General features: G+C 38.6%; 16 protein-coding genes, 1 other RNA gene and 1 pseudogene. 6 read left to right on the top strand and 12 right to left on the bottom strand.

What is annotated here, in order from left to right:
• Nucleotides 1-33: 33 nt before the first annotated feature.
• The 4 genes from L3081_RS04265 to L3081_RS04250 form a co-directional block, all read right to left on the bottom strand.
• The gene (locus tag L3081_RS04265) at nt 34-1,059 is read right to left on the bottom strand and encodes a cupin-like domain-containing protein (RefSeq protein WP_242283729.1); all 1,026 of its coding nucleotides are present in this window, start codon (nt 1,057-1,059) and stop codon (nt 34-36) included.
• A 9-nt stretch (nt 1,060-1,068) separates the two neighbouring features.
• A complete protein-coding gene (locus L3081_RS04260; RefSeq protein WP_242283728.1) occupies nt 1,069-1,803 on the bottom strand; it encodes a SapC family protein in 735 nt (244 codons plus the stop codon).
• A 130-nt stretch (nt 1,804-1,933) separates the two neighbouring features.
• The gene (locus tag L3081_RS04255) at nt 1,934-3,319 is read right to left on the bottom strand and encodes a TonB-dependent receptor domain-containing protein (protein ID WP_242283726.1); all 1,386 of its coding nucleotides are present in this window, start codon (nt 3,317-3,319) and stop codon (nt 1,934-1,936) included.
• A complete protein-coding gene (locus L3081_RS04250; RefSeq protein WP_242283724.1) occupies nt 3,294-5,048 on the bottom strand; it encodes a TonB-dependent receptor plug domain-containing protein in 1,755 nt (584 codons plus the stop codon). Before L3081_RS04250 ends, L3081_RS04255 begins: the two co-directional genes overlap by 26 nt.
• Before the next feature lie 392 nt (nt 5,049-5,440).
• Between L3081_RS04250 and L3081_RS04245 the strand changes: the two genes are divergently transcribed.
• Together L3081_RS04245 and L3081_RS04240 are read left to right on the top strand one after the other, a co-directional pair.
• Entirely contained in the window at nt 5,441-6,133 is a 693-nt protein-coding gene (locus L3081_RS04245; RefSeq protein ID WP_242283722.1) for a GntR family transcriptional regulator, read from the top strand.
• A gap of 487 nt (nt 6,134-6,620) precedes the next feature.
• On the top strand, nt 6,621-7,454 hold the full coding sequence (locus L3081_RS04240) for a hypothetical protein (protein ID WP_242283720.1): 834 nt from the start codon (nt 6,621-6,623) through the stop codon (nt 7,452-7,454).
• A gap of 109 nt (nt 7,455-7,563) precedes the next feature.
• Here L3081_RS04240 and L3081_RS04235 read toward each other — a convergent pair whose 3' ends face one another.
• From L3081_RS04235 to L3081_RS04210, 7 genes are all read right to left on the bottom strand, one after another.
• Nucleotides 7,564-8,535, bottom strand: coding sequence for an SMP-30/gluconolactonase/LRE family protein (locus tag L3081_RS04235; protein WP_242283718.1), 972 nt, complete (start codon nt 8,533-8,535; stop codon nt 7,564-7,566).
• Nucleotides 8,532-9,590, bottom strand: coding sequence for a Gfo/Idh/MocA family protein (locus tag L3081_RS04230; protein ID WP_242283716.1), 1,059 nt, complete (start codon nt 9,588-9,590; stop codon nt 8,532-8,534). The genes L3081_RS04235 and L3081_RS04230 overlap by 4 nt, the downstream gene beginning before the upstream one ends.
• A 33-nt stretch (nt 9,591-9,623) precedes the next feature.
• Nucleotides 9,624-10,850 (bottom strand): tripartite tricarboxylate transporter permease, encoded by a 1,227-nt coding sequence (locus tag L3081_RS04225; RefSeq protein ID WP_274620325.1) that lies wholly within the window; start codon nt 10,848-10,850, stop codon nt 9,624-9,626.
• The gene (locus L3081_RS26375; protein ID WP_274620324.1) at nt 10,843-11,154 is read right to left on the bottom strand and encodes a tripartite tricarboxylate transporter permease; all 312 of its coding nucleotides are present in this window, start codon (nt 11,152-11,154) and stop codon (nt 10,843-10,845) included. The genes L3081_RS04225 and L3081_RS26375 overlap by 8 nt, the downstream gene beginning before the upstream one ends.
• 5 nt (nt 11,155-11,159) lie before the next feature.
• Nucleotides 11,160-11,963, bottom strand: a complete 804-nt coding sequence (locus L3081_RS04220) for a tripartite tricarboxylate transporter TctB family protein (RefSeq protein ID WP_242283715.1) — start codon at nt 11,961-11,963, stop codon at nt 11,160-11,162.
• Between the two features lies 1 nt (nt 11,964).
• Nucleotides 11,965-12,873 carry a tripartite tricarboxylate transporter substrate binding protein gene (locus L3081_RS04215; protein ID WP_242283713.1) on the bottom strand — a complete coding sequence of 303 codons (909 nt, stop codon included), beginning with the start codon at nt 12,871-12,873 and terminating at the stop codon, nt 11,965-11,967.
• A gap of 193 nt (nt 12,874-13,066) precedes the next feature.
• Entirely contained in the window at nt 13,067-14,173 is a 1,107-nt protein-coding gene (locus tag L3081_RS04210) for an isocitrate/isopropylmalate dehydrogenase family protein (RefSeq protein ID WP_242283711.1), read from the bottom strand.
• Nucleotides 14,174-14,548: 375 nt separating this feature from the next.
• Here L3081_RS04210 and otnK point away from each other — a divergent pair.
• The 4 genes and pseudogenes from otnK (at nt 14,549) to L3081_RS04190 (ending at nt 17,030) form a co-directional block, all read left to right on the top strand.
• A pseudogene (gene otnK / locus L3081_RS04205) lies at nt 14,549-15,844 on the top strand (3-oxo-tetronate kinase).
• Nucleotides 15,835-16,473, top strand: a complete 639-nt coding sequence (locus L3081_RS04200; RefSeq protein WP_242283709.1) for a class II aldolase/adducin family protein — start codon at nt 15,835-15,837, stop codon at nt 16,471-16,473. The pseudogene otnK and the gene L3081_RS04200 overlap by 10 nt, the downstream one beginning before the upstream one ends.
• Before the next feature lie 8 nt (nt 16,474-16,481).
• Entirely contained in the window at nt 16,482-16,769 is a 288-nt protein-coding gene (locus L3081_RS04195) for a putative quinol monooxygenase (RefSeq protein ID WP_242283708.1), read from the top strand.
• A gap of 114 nt (nt 16,770-16,883) precedes the next feature.
• On the top strand, nt 16,884-17,030 hold the full coding sequence (locus tag L3081_RS04190; protein ID WP_242283706.1) for a hypothetical protein: 147 nt from the start codon (nt 16,884-16,886) through the stop codon (nt 17,028-17,030).
• Between the two features lie 140 nt (nt 17,031-17,170).
• Here the strand turns inward: L3081_RS04190 and rnpB are convergent.
• Nucleotides 17,171-17,574: RNase P RNA component class A (gene rnpB, locus L3081_RS04185), an RNA gene on the bottom strand.
• Between the last annotated feature and the right edge of the window lie 47 nt (nt 17,575-17,621).

The raw sequence follows: 17,621 nt of genomic DNA, 5'->3' as shown, positions 1-17,621 counted from the left end.
AATATAGAGCGCTTACATTATTACCAATTAATACTAGCGATTGATCTTTTTTAACACTTTATTACGTAATACCCGAGCACTTAATTCATCTAAATCTCGTAAAGCTCCCCATGTATTCTGAGGTAAATGTTGTCGTGCCTGCTGCTTGTCTTCAAAAATGTAATATTGAAATAACGCCTGCCATGCGTCTTTTTCACTTTGTGGCCGATCTCGCAAACTCAACATACCATGTAATAAAGTAGTCATTGGGTCATCAACATAAGCAGGTGTACTATTCCACCAGTAGTTAATCATCACGTTAAAGTCATCTAGTGCTTCAACTTGATGCCACCACAATGCAGGATAAACTAACAAGTCACCTGGCTCTAAATCTACCACGATTGCATGCTTAAGAGCCTCGCGTGCTTTGGGATAGCGTTTAAAGTCAGGAGCTGAAATATCTACCATACTTAATACTTGTCCACCGGGTGTAGGTTCTAAAGGCCCTGGATATAAGTTGCCACTTTGAGATGGTGGAAATAAAGTAAATCTACGTCGACCAAGCATACAGGCAGCAATATTATTTGAAGTATCAAAGTGAGTAACAGCAGTTGTTTTATTACCAAGCCAAATACCGGCTTGAGCTGAATGCCCAGAAAGGTTGTTATTATCGATGGGTAAATTAGTCTTTAGTAGTTCGGGAAAATAGTCATTCAGTCTGGCTGAGCCGATATAAAAAGCCTTATCGCTACGGGTTTGTTGATTCTGTTCTATATCGTTAAAAAAATCGGTTAATTGCGCAAAGTGTGTTGTGAAGTTCATCCCATCAAATTGTGCGTTATAGAAAAATCGACCTTTTTCCTCAGCTTCGCATTGATAAACCAACATAGGCTTTTGCGTATAAAAAGCCTGTAAGTACTCTTGCGCCAAGCTTAATGATTGGCGGCCTTTAAGTACTAGAGGAGAGTTAGCAATCGCGCCTTTTATTAAACATGGTCGGCCTAATTCAGTCAGAGCGTTAAAGTCTATTTCATTGAACTGGCACGCTTTAATTGTATGAAGGCTATTATTGTATCTCATTATCATTACCTATGATGCGGACGATACAAGACAACGCATTTTCATATTCACTAGATGCGACATGTTGCCTGCAGACGATACCACAGAAAAACAATGTTCAAGTAATCCTAAACTATTTAATTCATGTAATTCATCAGAAGATAATGCTGCTAAGCGCTCACGACTTATTGTGAACAGATCGGCTATGTTATAGGTACCTTTTTCTGCTAGATCTACCTTTATTTCAATAGGCTCTATCAGTTTAAATTTATCTAAAATGGCAAAAAAAGACTCTGTGCTTTGATTACCTACATGGATCTTACGCATGGCTTGAAGTATCTCCTTAAAATAGGGCGTATATCCGCCATGAGCTTGAAATATTGACTCTCCAATATCTGGATTTATACGTGTATTATCTAGGTCAACCATTACAATAGGATCAGCATCTGTCTGTAAAGAGTTTTCGTTATCGGTGAGTTGTATTGCAAATGGTCCTCGCATACACATAGCGGGGATAGAGCGTGCTGCCCAATGACCATTCTCTAAAAAAAGGTTTTCATTTTTATCAAACCCTAAAATACAAATAGCATAATAACCTGAAGTTTCATTATGACGGAAGAAAATCGGGTATTCTCTGTGTAGAGCTTCAAATTCAGTAGGAAAAACCAGAGCATGATTGCTATTACCCCCAAATACTTCACCGTATTGATTACGTACTTTTAGGTTTTGATGAGCCACACAATCTAATGCTATATAATTCGACATTTAACACCTATTTATTTTTATTACATCAAATAAAACACTTAAATAATATTTATTGCACTCAAAAGCATGAGGTGCATCGTTTAAATAAAACAGTCAAACCGCTATTACTAGCGGTTTGACTTAGCTTTTATTAAAACTTGTATCTTACGCCTAGGTAATAACGCGCTGCATTTTCACGTATGAAATGCAAATCTGTTTTCGAACGAGAAAATGATCTAGAGCTTTCTTCATTTAAATTAATTGCATCAAAAGATACTGCTAATTGCTCACTAAACGAATAACTTAGGTTGAAATCTAACTGACCATAGTCTTCAACAAAGATAGGGTTGTTAAATCCGCTGCCATCATTTGCTGAAGCAAGAAATTCATCCCTCCAGTTATAAGCTAAGCGGCTTGACCAACCATTCTTTTCGTAAATCAAGGTAACGTTTGCAGTATCACTCAAGCCTTGTAGTGCAAATTGTGATACGTTAGGAGCACCAGATATATTGTATCCAACATCCCCGTTGACTACGGTAAAACTACCCACAACGCCAAATCCTGACTCACCAAAAAAGTGCTGTGCTTGAAGTTCTAGCCCGTTAATTTCAGCTGAATTGTTATTGATAGGTTGATTCAAAGCAAAGTTGAATAATGGATCATCACCGTTTGGTACTATCTCAAAGCTACCTTCGAGACGATCATATTCAGCATCCTCTATATTTCCATCAGCACCTTGATTAGCCACAAACAGCGCCATTGCTTCGGCCATATTTGCTGATTGGTCAACGTATACTGCTGCAGCAAATAAATTGATTTCATCTGCTAATACGCCTAAGTTGTCGAGTATTTCTAGAGCCATACCTGAACGAGTACCTGGTGCACCAGACGTAGCATCACGTAAACCAAACAAGTTACCATTTACCGTTTCACGACCAACAAAATTACTTACACGTTTAGAAAACAAGCCGGCTGAAACATAACTAGTTTCATCGAAGTACCATTCTACAGATACATCATAGTTATCTGATTCTAACGGTTTTAACCCTGGATTACCTTTACTACCAGTTACCACGTTACCTAATGCCGTTGGGCCTGAAGGAGCATTTGCATTATCACTAGCGTATAAATTGTTATATGTCGCTCTTGCAAGTGTTTTACTGTATGACGCTCGTACTTTAACCTCATCAGTTAAGTTAATCGCAAGATCAATGTTTGGTAATAAATTACTGTATGAGGAATCTGAAGAAAATCCAGAACTCGATGCTGCCGCAGACTTAGCAAAATCATTATCACCTTGCCAAATAATGGCAGATGTTGGAGATGATTCTGTTATTGCAGTAACATCTGTTTGTTCATATCTAAGCCCTACATTCAAATATGCGTCTAAGCCACCAATTTGAAATTCATTTGTAAGCTGAACAAAAATAGAGGTAACATCTTCTTCAATAACATCATAAGCACTACCTGTTACGCGAAGAGGTCTAGAAGATGCACCTGAGTATCCGGCTTCATAAGGCGGGTGATAGTGCAGCAAAAATATCCGCAGCATTTCCTCGAACAGCGTAAACTTCGTTGTTAGTTGCTCCACCTACAGAAGTCGTTCCACCACCTATTGTGTGATCATTGAATTTACAAGATATACAAAAAGTTTCAAGGGAACCAGGAGCTAAATCTTCTACGTCTCCAGGATTTTCAGATCCCCAGTTCCCTAAAATTTGTTGGTAATCAGTTCTGTCAGCAACATTCTTCTGAGTACGATAATTTGCACCAACCGTGAGGTTTGCTCCATCATCTAATACCCAATCAGCACGGAGATCGTATTGATCAATTTCGTTAATTTGTGTGACCTTACGCATACCACTAGCAACTTGACTTGCTACGATTTCAGGACGAATAACTGTCGCTCCTGAGATTGTTTCGACTGTCCGTACAGGAATTGCACCACTATAATCAACTGATTGAAATGCAGAATCTGTCGATGAGTTACCGTATTTATGATCTAAACCAACGTTAATTTCAGTGTATCCCATTGGTGCATCAGGTGTTACTTCAGCCTTCGAAGAGTGGCCATCAAACGTTATCTTAAGTGTATCATTTAAATAGTATTCAGCGTTAAAACCAAAAGAACTCAACTCATCTTTTGTTGCTCGCATAACCTGAGGCATTCCGCCGCCTTTATTGATGGCTTTTTCTTTTATGAAAATAGTGCTTGGAACCGGACTATCGTCAAATACCACCTCAGTGAAAGGACGATTGAACCAGTTATAAAATTCTACTTTTTCTTCCACACCTTTATTCACAGCAAAAGTATAATCTGCTGTCATTGACAAGTTTTCGCTCGGTGCAAACTGTAATACTAATTGACCATTACTCCGTTCGCGTTCAAATTCAGAAAACTGGTAGCGACTATCTCTTGGTAAAGTCACGTATTGATCTAAAGAAGTCGGTGCATTAGTAATAATGGTATCTTCGGTAGTTAGCCCTAAAAATTCAGAATATGGAATAACATTCCACGATGAAGATGTAGCTCCTGCTGCGGCACTATCTCGATTTGATATACCACCAAAAAATCCAATACCAAACGTATTGTCTTCATTTGCCCAACTAAAAGAACCACCAACTTCAGGAGTAATACTGCTTCCTCCATCCACTGATGTATCGTGTATTGCTTTGGCACTTATTGAGCCTTGCATACCCGAAGTCCCTAAAGGACGTCGTGTTACAACATTGACAGTTGCCCCAATACCACCAGAAGAAATATCGGCACGGCCAGTTTTAAATACTTCTAGTATTTGTACCCCATCAGAGGATAAATTTGAAAAATCAAAAGCTCGACCTGAAGCCCCCGACGCACTACCACTACTACCTGCCCCAACAATTGGCACATTCGCGGTTGGCATGGTACGACCATTAAGAGTCACCTGATTAAAGTCGGCGCCAAAACCACGTACGGTGATCTGTGAACCTTCTCCGTTTACTCGGTCGATGGATACACCAGGAATACGTTGTAATGATTCAGCTAAATTTGTAGAGGGAAATTTACCAATATCTTCGGACGAAATAGCATCAACTACCCCTTCTGAGTCTCTTTTTAGATTCATAGAGTTAAGTAAACTACCGCGAATACCAGTAACTGCAATGATTTCTGTATCATCATTAGCCGGAGATTCTTGTGCAATGGTGGGCATGATAACTGTTGACCCCAACAACAGCGATATACTCTTTGTCAGTAGTGTCTTTTTAAACTTATTGTGTGGATTCATATTTTAAGCCTTTTGATCTTCTTACTGTAAATTAGATGATGTGTGACGCTAATTGAAAGAGCTCCCACACCACTGCGCATTCATCACAATTAATGCATACATTATAACGAATTAATGCATACATTAATATTGAATGCTTAACATGTCAACGCTAAAAATTAACGATGTAATTTCAAGTAATAAAAAATCACACATCTTTTAAAATAAAAACGTACTATGTAGCTCCTTACATTAGGGCACGATAAGGATTAAATATGCAAATTAACTCAACAAAACAGGTGAGTATGCAAAGCGCTTGTAATATAGGCTTTAATGAGGATAAGATGAATTAAACCATGAAAAACACGTATCTAATTAAAATAATTATCTACATCAAGTAAAAGAAGACATATATGAAAAAACCAATAAAAACCAATGTAGTCCCTCTTTCTGAAAAAGCTTATCAAACAATTCGTGCTTTGATTTTGGACAATGAGTTCAGAGCGGGTGATCAAATACTTGAGAAAGTATTAGTAGAAAAACTCAATATTAGTCGTACCCCTATACGCGAGGCATGTGTGCAACTTGAAAAAGAAGGCTTAATAAATATCAGACCTAGAAGAGGCATATTTATTAAGCCTATATCCGGCGCCGACATGAACGAAATTTATGACATTATGACAGCACTGGAGGCCCAAGCAGCTAAAACATTAGCTGAAAAGGTAGCGAACAAAACAATTACTGAGCAAGAGATTAAACAGCTTGAACTACCCACATTGCGAATGGAAAAAGCGTTAGAGAAAGACAACTTAAAAGAATGGGCTGAAGCTGATGAAGAATTCCATCTGTGCCTTTTAGATTTATGCGGTAACGTTCGATTAAAACAAGTGGTTCTTCAGTTCTGGGGACAGGCTCATCGAGTTCGCTATTTTACGCTTGCCCTGCGTGATAAACCGACAGATTCTACTGATGACCATAAAGCCGTAGTTGCGGCTATTCGTCTTGGAGATGCCAAAAAAGCAGGCGAAATACATAGCTTACACCGCCAGAAAGGTAAGAATAATTTACTCAATATTATCGAAAAATATAGGTTTGATAATCTATAATACAGGAACCAATGAATAGGTATTTAGTTGCATTCAAATATACGGGGATGTAATTACAAAGCTATGACTTGAACAATATGAATAATCATAACATTGATAACCAACACGGTTAGGAGTTTTTATAGTTTACTTATCGCTGAGTCAATCGGATTAAACGAGGATACTTTAAGCAAATTCAAGTGGTTTATATTAGCTACATTTCCCTCTCGAAAAATACAACGCGTCAAACAATCTACTCAACAAATACTGCCCGTAAGTCACTTATAAAAATAAACTGTTGATCCAAAACTATGTTACTGGTAACTTATTAATGTATACATTAATAATATTTAAATTAAAACGACACACTCAACTGAGTTATTAGGCAATTTCAATAGTAAAGTAGGTGGGTGAGTCAGTCCTAAAAAATCATATTGGCTTTTCAGCTATGAATATGAAGTTATGTCTTTAATAAAAAACTAATCTATTTTCTCAAGGAATTTAAAAAATGAAGAAGCTTTACTTACTCACTCTCTTTACTACCTCTGTTTTATTCTCATTATTGGGCCATGCTGCAGATACACCAAAATTTGATAAAGCTAAAGATTTGCTTTTGTTAAACTTTGACCTCAAAACCGATGTGGATGATATTCATACCATTGCCGCACTAGATCTTATTTTAAAAGCTAAATCTTTTAAAGATCTTAACTATTTTGCAGTAAGTGGTACTTATGGTGTTCAAGGGGGTTTATATGTTCCTGCAAATTCGCTATTTGATTTAGTGTTCAAAAACAATTGGACTGATGCTCATATGGAACGTAAAAAGGCGCTTGCTGATACGTCAAAACGAATTAAGAAAACTGTCTCAGCCGGTGGACGTGTATGGGCTGCGGAAGCGGGCCAAAGTGATTTTACTCAAGACTTACTTAACCACTTAGCTCAAATGGGCAACCCACTAACTAAAGAGCAATTCGTTGTTGTTCAACACAGTACTTGGAATGAAAAAGAAACAAGTAAAGATGCCCTAGCGTTTGTTAAAGAAAAAACTACTTATATAAAAATTCCTGATGGAAATGCAGCCGAAAATGGTTCACCTGGCTATAATAATACCTCTTACGCAGTGAAGAAACTTGAAGCGGCCAATCTACCGTCATCAAAAGTATGGACAATGGCTAACGCCATTAGTAATCAATATAACGGTGTAAATGGACGTTACCAGAACGACAGTATTCACTACGGTGGAGCTGACTTTTCAGATCTATCAGAAGTAATATCGATTTTAGGTATCACAGACGTCGACACAGTTAACCAATTTTTTACTAAATTCAATACAAACCCATAATTCATATTAATTCTTTTAGACATATATGACTCATTGCAGGTTTACTATAAACTTGCAATGTTATGGCTTTTTTATTGGACTTCCCAGATTTCACTACGCAGTGTCTGAGTCAAAATTCCAATGTCTTTGGAGCTACTCCGGCCACAGTCCCATTTAAAACAGCAACTGACTCTCCCGACAAACATCCAAGATACAAAGTACGTCGATTTAAACCACCAAATGCTAACGAGCTAATATTCTTAAAGACACGGCTCTTTGCGGTACCAAGATGGCTACTGTTCATTTCTCCTCGGATAAAAGCATCTTCAACCCAGTCAACATGGCTTTCTTCAACATCTTGAACAACAAGGTCTACTTGAGATGTTTTTGGATTAACCTTTAAAATACTATTACTAACAATACTGGTTATCCAAAGATCTCCATTTTCATCCATCGTCAGTCCATCAGGATAAATTCCTTTTTCATACTGAGCAACAATACGTCTATTACAAAGATTATTTTGCTCGTCAATATCAAAGGCCAATGTTTGTCGTGCAAACGTCGCGTTAGCATAAAGCATTTTACCATCGGGTGTAACATAGACCTCATTGGTGTATCCAATGTTATCAGCCACAATTCGTGCACCATCTGCATCGACCAAAGCGATGAAACCGTCGGCAACATCACGGTTGTATCCTTTAGATCTAGGAGACTTACGTGTACTAACAGTAATCCAAAGACGCTCTTGATGATCAAGCATAATAAAATTGGTAGGAGGTAGAGCGCGCTCCTCAACTTCAGTTAAAAAAGGTTCTATCTTGTTATCTCGATAAACACGGTATATACCCCCGCTATTATCGCCAAGATGAGCAACCAAAAAGCTACCGTCGGCTAACATACAAATGCCGTTGGGTTTAAGTTTACCTAAACCTTCTACATCTTCACCGCCCATAAATTGAGTATGTCCGTCAGACGATATTTTTGTAACGCCACCACGAAAATCAGAAACATATAAATTACCTGCTTTCGTTGCGAGAACACATTCAGGCCGTACAAGTTCAGAGCCTATAAACGTCACACCATTTATCGATAATCTATTCATGGTGTTACCTCAATGTTTGGCCGCAAATCTAAATCAATACACATGCGCTGTTCATTAGAGCGGTAAATAGCCTGTTCAACTAAAATATTATGTAAATATTCAAACCCTTGATTTTCCAACGGAGTACCTTGACGGTAGTGCTGCACAATATGCTTTATTGTTTGGTAAACACAATCCCCACCAAAATTTTCGTCTTGCCATTCGTAATCTATTTCATTGCTGATTTGCTCGCCTATTTTGCGAAGCCATATTTGTCCTTCGCCATCTATAGTTAACGTCCCTTGTGTTCCTGAAAATTGGCATTCCCCCATGGTGCGGCGTGTATTCGTACTACTATGATCTAACAACCTATTTCCATCTAAAATAGCTTGTAAGTTGTGGGCGAATTGAAAAATAACCGTACCTGCATCTTCCCCTTTTATGACAGGGTTACAGCGACGCAGTTGAGCATAAACAGAATAAGGTTCACCAAAAAAATACCGGAACACATCAACAATATGTATGCCTGTTTCGTGGATCAAAAACTTAGGCATATCTTGAAAATAAGCTTGACGTGCTAAATAAGCATCGTTGCCTTGGCCGTCGCCCGGTCTAAGATTAAATTGAACATTTAATACTTCCCCTAAAATACCACTATCAAGCACTTCTTTGGCTTGACGTATCCATGGCATAAAACGAAAGTTTTCGTGAATAACTAATTTAATCCCTGCCTTCTCAGCTATTTCTACCATTTGCTGAGCCTGTGCAAAATTCTCACCAAATGGCTTTTGACAACATACATCTATTCCTAGTTTAGCTGCTGTAGTCACCGCATTAAGATGTGTAACGGGGGGAGTAATAACATCTAGAAAATCAGGCTTAAGTTCAAGCAACATCGTCTCTAAATTTTGATAATAATGTTCAATGTTGTATGTTTGAGCGAAAAGCTTCGCGTTCTCTATGTCTCGATTACACACACCAACCAGTTCGACCTTATCTAGCCGATCCCATGCTTCATAGTGAAACTGACTAAAATACCCTGTACCAGAACAAGCTACTCGTAATACGTTATTCATTATTTAAAACACCTTGAATTTGTTTATCGCGTACTAACTATTTGTACGTTTGAAAAAGCGGTTCATAAATATCTTTACACCACGTCGAACCAAAGGAATTTGAATTAAGCAAAAGGACAAAATTATCAACAGTAAAAGAACGGCAACAGGTCGATCGAATAAAGGTAAGAATGAACCCTCAGATAACATTAATGCGCGCCGAAGGCTGTCATCTGCCATACTGCCTAGCACTAACCCAATAACTAGCGGTGCCAAAGGAAACTTCATTTCACTTAAAAAATAGGCACAAATTCCTACGGGTAACATAATGTAAAGATTAAAAATATTAATACCTAACGAATACGCTCCCATTACACACAGTAAACCAACCACAGGAATAAATAACGGAGGTGGAACCTGTAATAACTTCAGCACTTGTTTTGCTAGCAACATACCATTGGCCCACATAGCAAAAGATGCGAGAACAAGAATGGCGGTTACCTCAAGTAAGAAGTTAGGATGATCAATCTCAACCGTTGGACCAGGAGTAATACCATGTAAAAGTAAAGCACCTAATAGCATTGCGGCAGGGGGACTGCCTGGTATTCCTAAGGTTAAAAGCGGTATCAAAGCCCCACCTACACACGCGTTATTGGCTGTTTCAGACGAAACAATAGCAGCCTCGGCTCCCTTACCAAATTTCTTTTGTTCTTCAGGAGTTGATGTTTTTTTAGCGGCGCTATAGCTTACCCATCCTGCAATATCTTCTCCAATGCCTGGCACCGAGCCAATACCTACACCGATACAGGCAGAACGGAAAATATGCTTAATATTACGTTTAATAGTAGAAAGCTCTGGGAGCACTCGTGATAATTTCGATAGCTTGCCTAATGTTTCTCTATCGCTCAATACACGTATAACTTGAGGTATACCGAATACCCCAATCAATACAGGAACAATTTCTAGGCCACTGTCAAGCTGACTTTGTTCGAATGTATATCGTGGAAAATATTGTAGTGAATCACGACCTATTGTAGATAGAAATAACCCTAAGAAACCCGCTATCCACCCTTTTATGACAAGATCTTGACTGGTAATTGAACCGCTAATAATAATGCCAAATAACGCTAATAAGAAAAACTCCCAAGACGTAAACTGTAGAGCGACAGTGGCAATAGCGGGAGATAAAATAACTAAGAAAATGAGCCCAATAAGTGTACCAATAAGCGATGCTGTAGTGGTTAAACCTAATGCCTTTGCTCCTTCTCCTCGTTTAGCCATAGGATACCCATCTAGAGCGGTTGCTGCCGCGGTCCGGAGTACCGGGTATATTTAAAAGAATAGCAGGGTAAGATCCTCCATATACCGCGCCCACGTACATCCCTAATAGGGATATAAGTGCCGTTTCTGTGTTTAGGCTATATGTTAACGTAGTTAACAGTGCAATACCTAAAGTAGCAGTTAATCCGGGCATCGCTCCAAACAAAATCCCAATAAAACTAGAAGCGAATAGAATAAGTAGATTTTTGGGCTGTGAAATTAAGTCAAAAAGAATACTAAAGAATTGTAAAAACTGATCAATCATAGTTATCAAACACCCAAAACTTCATAAACGAAATAATTAAGAAAACTTGAAACACTGCCATATTCAACAGGCATTGGTACATAGAGCACAAAACTAAAAATACAAATTAAAATTAAAGGTATTAACATGCTATACATCAATACTCTGACCAACTTAGCCGGCTTACTTTTTAAATTAATCACGCTCGAAAGTAGCAGTAAAAATAACGCCGTAACACTGCATAAGTCGTTGATCAAAATAAGTGGCTCATCAACAATACTTTCTGTTAAAAACCAACTAAAAGCTTCACTATTCATACTTCGGACACTCAGCAACACAATAGTCAGCGGAATGTGAACATATAGAACCCAACGCCATATACCCGTAAGTTGCAGGTAAAACCGGAGAATAAGTGACAGTACGAATAAACAAGTAACTAAATAAAAATCTGCCGAAGGAATGTATACGTAAACATACAGGCATAAAAGTATGATTACGTACCATTTATCTATGTTTTTTCTATTATTAATCGTTTCTGCACCGCTATGGTCCATTGGCACATTAAAATAATCACAGTCTTTCCAAGCCTTTATGATCAGTATCACGCTTAATATCATTAATATACTGAGCACAGATAGTGGAAATAAGGCGGGTGAAACATACCACTGATTTTCCACGCCACCATACGAACCAGTCATTGGAAATGATAAAGTATGCACAAAGAATGCTGCACAAATTATCAGTAACACTAAGCCAACTTTAAAATTCGCACGAGATAATGCACGGCTCTTAACGTCCTTTTCTGCATCAAGGTGAACTTCTTGTTTCATATTAGTTTGGTCGCGCGATATTTAGCGATTCAGGTGATACTTTGTTAGCATTTAGCGCTTCCAAAGACCAAGCAAAAAGTGACTCTAATCGAGAAAAACTCTGCTGCGCAGCCTCTCCATATTCACCGCTTAACTGATAGTAATTCAGATGAGCCCAATTTTTGACTTCTTGAGAGTTCATTGCTTTTTTAAAAGCATCCGCAAGTTGGCGTTTAACCTCTGCTGAAGCCTTATTATTAACCGCGAAACCAATGGCTTGGCTAATAGGAAGGTGTTTTGATAACTCAGGAAAATCAACAATAGCACTAGGGATCTCTCTTCCATCTTGCATCTTAAATTTTTCTGGATGCAACATAGCTAAAGGTCTCAACTTATTTCCTCGAATGAGTTGAGCTTGTTCTGCCATCGAGGTTATAACTAAATCAACCTCTCCTGTTATTGTTGCAGTTTGTGATGGAGCCGATCCCGGATAAGGGATAAAGCTCATATCAATACCTGCTGCTTTATTAAGTTCCATTAAATGCAAATGATGATTACTGCCTAATCCACCTGCACCCACTCTAAGGCTACCCGGAGAATTTTTAGCTGCTGCAACCAAATCAGCAAGTGAATGGTAGGGTGAGTCTGCTTTAACAGATAAAACATCTGGAGAGCTACCCACAATGAAGGGATACCAGACATCAAATTTCTCTTTCCATCCACCATTAACCGCAGCAGATACATTTGAGCTTGCAATACCAACTAAATTATATCCATCAGGGCGTTTTCTTAACGTTGAACTCATGCCGATTGAACCAGACACTCCTCCGGCTTTATTGGTCACATTGATACGTACACCGAGCTCTTTAGCCATTTCAGCCATGACCACTCGATTTACTGCATCAGTACCACCACCAAAGAGACCAAACAACAGTTGTTGTAATGGGCCGCTTTGGATAGACCTGCTTTCCGTTGGCCTGTTCGCTGATAAATATAAAAAATAATAAAGATATAAATAATGTTCTTAGCATAATAATTCTCCGTGTCACAGCCTAAATGAATGTTTGCTATACCAATGGTCAGGTGACGTATGTGAATAATCAATAGTTAACCACAACAGCGATTTATAGCTTATCTAACTCTACCATAATACTTTGCGTGATTTCATCAGTTCCACAGGTTCCACCTAGCTCAAAAGGAAGGATATTTGAACTTGCGTACGCATTTTCAACTGCAGTATTTATTAATTGACCAGCCTCAATGGCCGCAGGGTTATCGTATTGACCTCCCAACCAATCTAGCATTAATGCGCCAGATAAAAACATGGCAGTAGGGTTAGCCTTGCCCTGTCCTATAATGTCTGGAGCACTTCCATGACATGGTTGAAAAACAGCATTATTTTCACCAATATCAGCAGACGGAGCCATCCCCATCCCCCCCATCAAACCAAGACCAAGATCAGATAAAATGTCACCAAACATATTCTCGGTTACCATAACATCAAAAATCCATGGCTTACTAACCATCTGTAGTGCAGCTGCATCAACATACACCTGATCAGCTTCTATATCAGAGTGATTGCTTGCCATTTCATCGAAAATTTGACGCATATAATAAAAGGAACCTAATACATTCGCTTTATCAACACAGGTTACTTTACCTTTATAACCTTTAAGTTTTCTTCTTCTTGCAAAATCAAATGCAAAATCGAACAGTCGCTCGCAACCTTTACGGCTGATTTTTTGTGTATCATAAGCGGCTTCATCAGCCCCTTCACCTTTAATAGTAAAGTTATTACGGCCGGCAAAAAGCCCTTCAGTACTTTCTCGGATTAATACAAAATCTAAATTTTTAGCACGTTCGTCTTGCAACGGCAAAGGTAATCCAGGTAATGTTTTTACGGGTCGAACACCCGCGAAAAGGTCCAGTTTTTCTCGTAACTCTAACTGCGGCGCAATTTCACGACCATCAGGATAGCGAATACTCGGCATCCCCATGCAAGCTAACAATGTCGCATCAGATTTCTTAGCGTGTTCAAGAGCATCTTCAGGAAGTGATATACCCGTTTCTTTGTAGTACGCTGCCCCTGCATCAAAAGAGATGAAGTCCAACGAAAATCCTCCCACTTTTTCAGCAACTTTGTTCAGTAAAGTAATGCAAGGAGGCGTGACCTCATGTCCAATACCATCCCCTGGAAATACTGTAATCGTAAATTGTGTTTTTCCACTCATATTAGTCTCAATCATCCTAAGTTATTAAATATTTATGCCTACTAGTCGAAATGCTTTAATCATCACAACTAGAATTTCATTGTTATTTTAACAATGCGTTTTCAAAATTTATCGGTATCGCTTACGACGCTTAATTTATTCGCCATTTACTTTACTCACCAGAAGTAACCATACATTGCTGTCTCAATTAATCATCTACGTTCCTATAAGCTGATTGAATCCAGTTTCAGAGTAACTTATATATGTTTAATTTTAGTAGAGATAAGTATTGCAAAACAAACAATGTATAAGTTAATCTATATTTAATGTATACATTGTATTTAAGTTTACTGACGTTGCAAAGTCAATATCTTTTTTTTAATAATTGTCATTTAGATGGAATCAAGCGTTATGAATAATTACTCTCAGCCCCCTATTCTTGGTTGTATAGCTGATGATTTTACCGGAGCATCAGACTTAGCCACTTTTCTTGTTAACAGTGGTTTAAAAACCCTACAACTCAACAGTATTCCCGTTGACTCTGATCTTGCTTTAGATGACTACGACGCAATAGTCATTGCGTTAAAAACTCGTACAGTAGATCCGAGTATTGCTGTTGAAGCTTCACTCAAGGCTTTACATTGGCTTCAAGTAGTGGGATGTCGAAAGTTCTACTTTAAATACTGTTCAACATTTGACTCAACATCTGCCGGGAATATTGGTCCCGTAATAGACGCCCTGCTTGATGAATTAAAACTAAAAAGTACAATTGTCTGCCCTGCATTACCTATTAATGGCAGAACCGTTTACATGGGGCACCTTTTTGTGGGTGATACACCATTAAACGAAAGTCCGCTCAAAGATCACCCTTTAACGCCGATGAAAGACTCTTCAGTAGTACGCCTTATTGAAGCGCAGGGGAAAGGTAAAGCGATTAACATTCCTTATCATTGTATCGAAGCTGATGAGGCATCTTTTAATCAAGCATTGCTTGAAGCCGCGAAAAACTATAGATATATTGTGCTCGATACATTGAGCACAGAACATCTAGAGTGTATTGGTCGCAATGTAGAAGCATTTACCCTGATAACTGGTGGCTCAGGTTTGGCAACCAACCTAACGAGTGAATTTTCAAAATATGGATGTGTACCAAATTCATCAAATAAATCAGCACGCCAGTCAAATGGTCCGACACTGATACTTAGTGGTAGTTGTTCAGCTATGACACAGCTACAAGTCGCTGAATATAAGCAAAAACACCCGGCGCTTTATATCGACCCTTTTAAATTACTTAATCAAACACAAACCTATGAACAAATACTCGATTGGGCACTAAAAAATCAATCTGCAGCACCGCTAATTTACACCACCTCTTCCAAAGAAGTCGTAAGCAAGGTACAAAGTGAAATTGGCTTTGAAAAATCCCAAGTACTACTCGAAGGAACGTTAGCTAAACTGGGTGAAGATTGTATTAAACGGTTTTAAAAACATTATTGTTGCGGTGGTGAAACCTCGGGGGCCATTGTGAAAAATTTAAATATCAATGTTTTCGAAATTGGTCAGAGTGTAAGTCCTGGCGTTCCTATTTTGCACTCGGTAACACCTCCTATCATCAATCTTGCTTTGAAATCAGGTAATTTTGGTGATCAAACATTCTTTCAAACAGCGCCGGAGAAAATCACATGTCGATAGACGAAAAAACCGCAAAAGAAAAAATTGTTAAATACGCACGTTCTATTTTTGAGCGTGGATTAACCTCTGGAGCCTCAGCAAATATGAGTGTTCGTATTGATAGCGGTTGGGTTATTACTCCAACCAATACTTGTTTCGGATTCTTAAAAGAAGATGAACTGTCGGTTATTGATCATGATGGTAATTTAATCCGTGGTAGCAAAGCCTCTAAAGAGTTCTCTTTACATAAGGCAATGTACGATAAACGACCACAAGATAACTGCATTATTCATTTGCATTCAAGTTATGCTACGGCATGGTCATGTTTACCTGCTGATGATTTGGCTGATTGCGTACCCACTTATACGCCATATCTGACTATGCGCTTAGGCGCAATAGCTTGCGTGCCTTATTTTGCCCCCGGCGATACGGGTTTGGCAGTAGCGGTAGGTGAAGTAGCAGCAGAGCATCCAGGCGTTATCATGGCTAACCACGGGCCTATTGTATCAGCCCAAAGTGTTGAGGCATGTGTCTATGGAATGGAAGAATTAGAAGAAAGCTGTAAACTCGCTTTTATGCTCGATAAAAAGCAGCCTCGTCTATTAACCGATAGCCAAATAAATCATCTAAAAAAGAACGCAAAACCTTAAGGACATTTATGTTTGTAGTTACCGTAAAATTCATTATTAATACAACTTTCAAAGCTCAATTTATAGAAGCAGTACAAAAACAAGCGAAAGACTCACTAGATCTTGAGCCTGAATGTCATCACTTTGATGTATGTACAAGCCAAGAAAAACCAAACGAAGTCTTTTTGTATGAAATCTACGAAACAGCTAAATCTTTCGATGACCACTTAATAACTAGTCACTTCAAAAACTTTAGTCAGGCAATATCTGACTGGGTAGAGTTAAAAACAGTAGAAACCTTCAAGCTAGAGAAATAAAAATCATGTCCACTAAGTCTAAATTACTCATGAATTAATGAAAAATCAATTAAAGTATAATACTCAATTTGTTTTACTTTTTTTACAAGCTTTAACGTCGCTACGATTAGACGTATGAAAAACTATAAGGATAATAATAACCTCGCTTATCGTCATACGTCAGTGGGGTTCCCCTTTATATTTCCATCAGCAATTAATTATTTTTCTAAATACGCGACAAAAACCATCGACATCACAGAAGAATTTGGAAAAGTAAAATGAGATTTTGAGAAGAATATAAAGTGTAGAATTTGAAGTCTGGCGTGCCCTTTGACGTACCATTTTTTGAATATAACTAATTAATACAAAAGTATTTTAGATGCCGCCTGACTATTTACAATATAATCAAGCGGTTACTAAAATTGGTGAGCTGACACATAAGCCGGGTTTTGTATCTTCCGAAGAAGTGACAATCATTCGTCTAGGCCTTAAATCGCTCTAAGGCTCAAGCAACCTACCCGGTTTCCACGCGAGCCACGCTTATATTATTCAAACTTGCGTCTAAATAATCATGAAACCCTATTTGGTCTTGCTCCAGGTGGAGTTTACCCTGCTGCGAACTGTTACCGCCGCCCGGTGCGCTCTTACCGCACCCTTTCAGCCTTACCTGTGAAATCTCGAAAGATAACCATCGGCGGTCTTCTCTCTGCTGCACTTGTCGTCGGCTTGCGCCGCCCAGGCGTTACCTGGCACCCTGCTCATTGGAGCCCGGACTTTCCTCCCCCACTAAATAAATTCAGTAAGCAGCGATTGTCTAGTCAACTCGAGGCGCATTCTACTTTATTTAAAGAAAAAGTCTATGTTAACAATCCA

Origin of the sequence: Colwellia maritima (assembly GCF_022669015.1) — a bacterium.
Lineage (GTDB): Bacteria > Pseudomonadota > Gammaproteobacteria > Enterobacterales > Alteromonadaceae > Colwellia > Colwellia maritima.
This window is presented reverse-complemented; position numbering and strand designations above follow the sequence as displayed.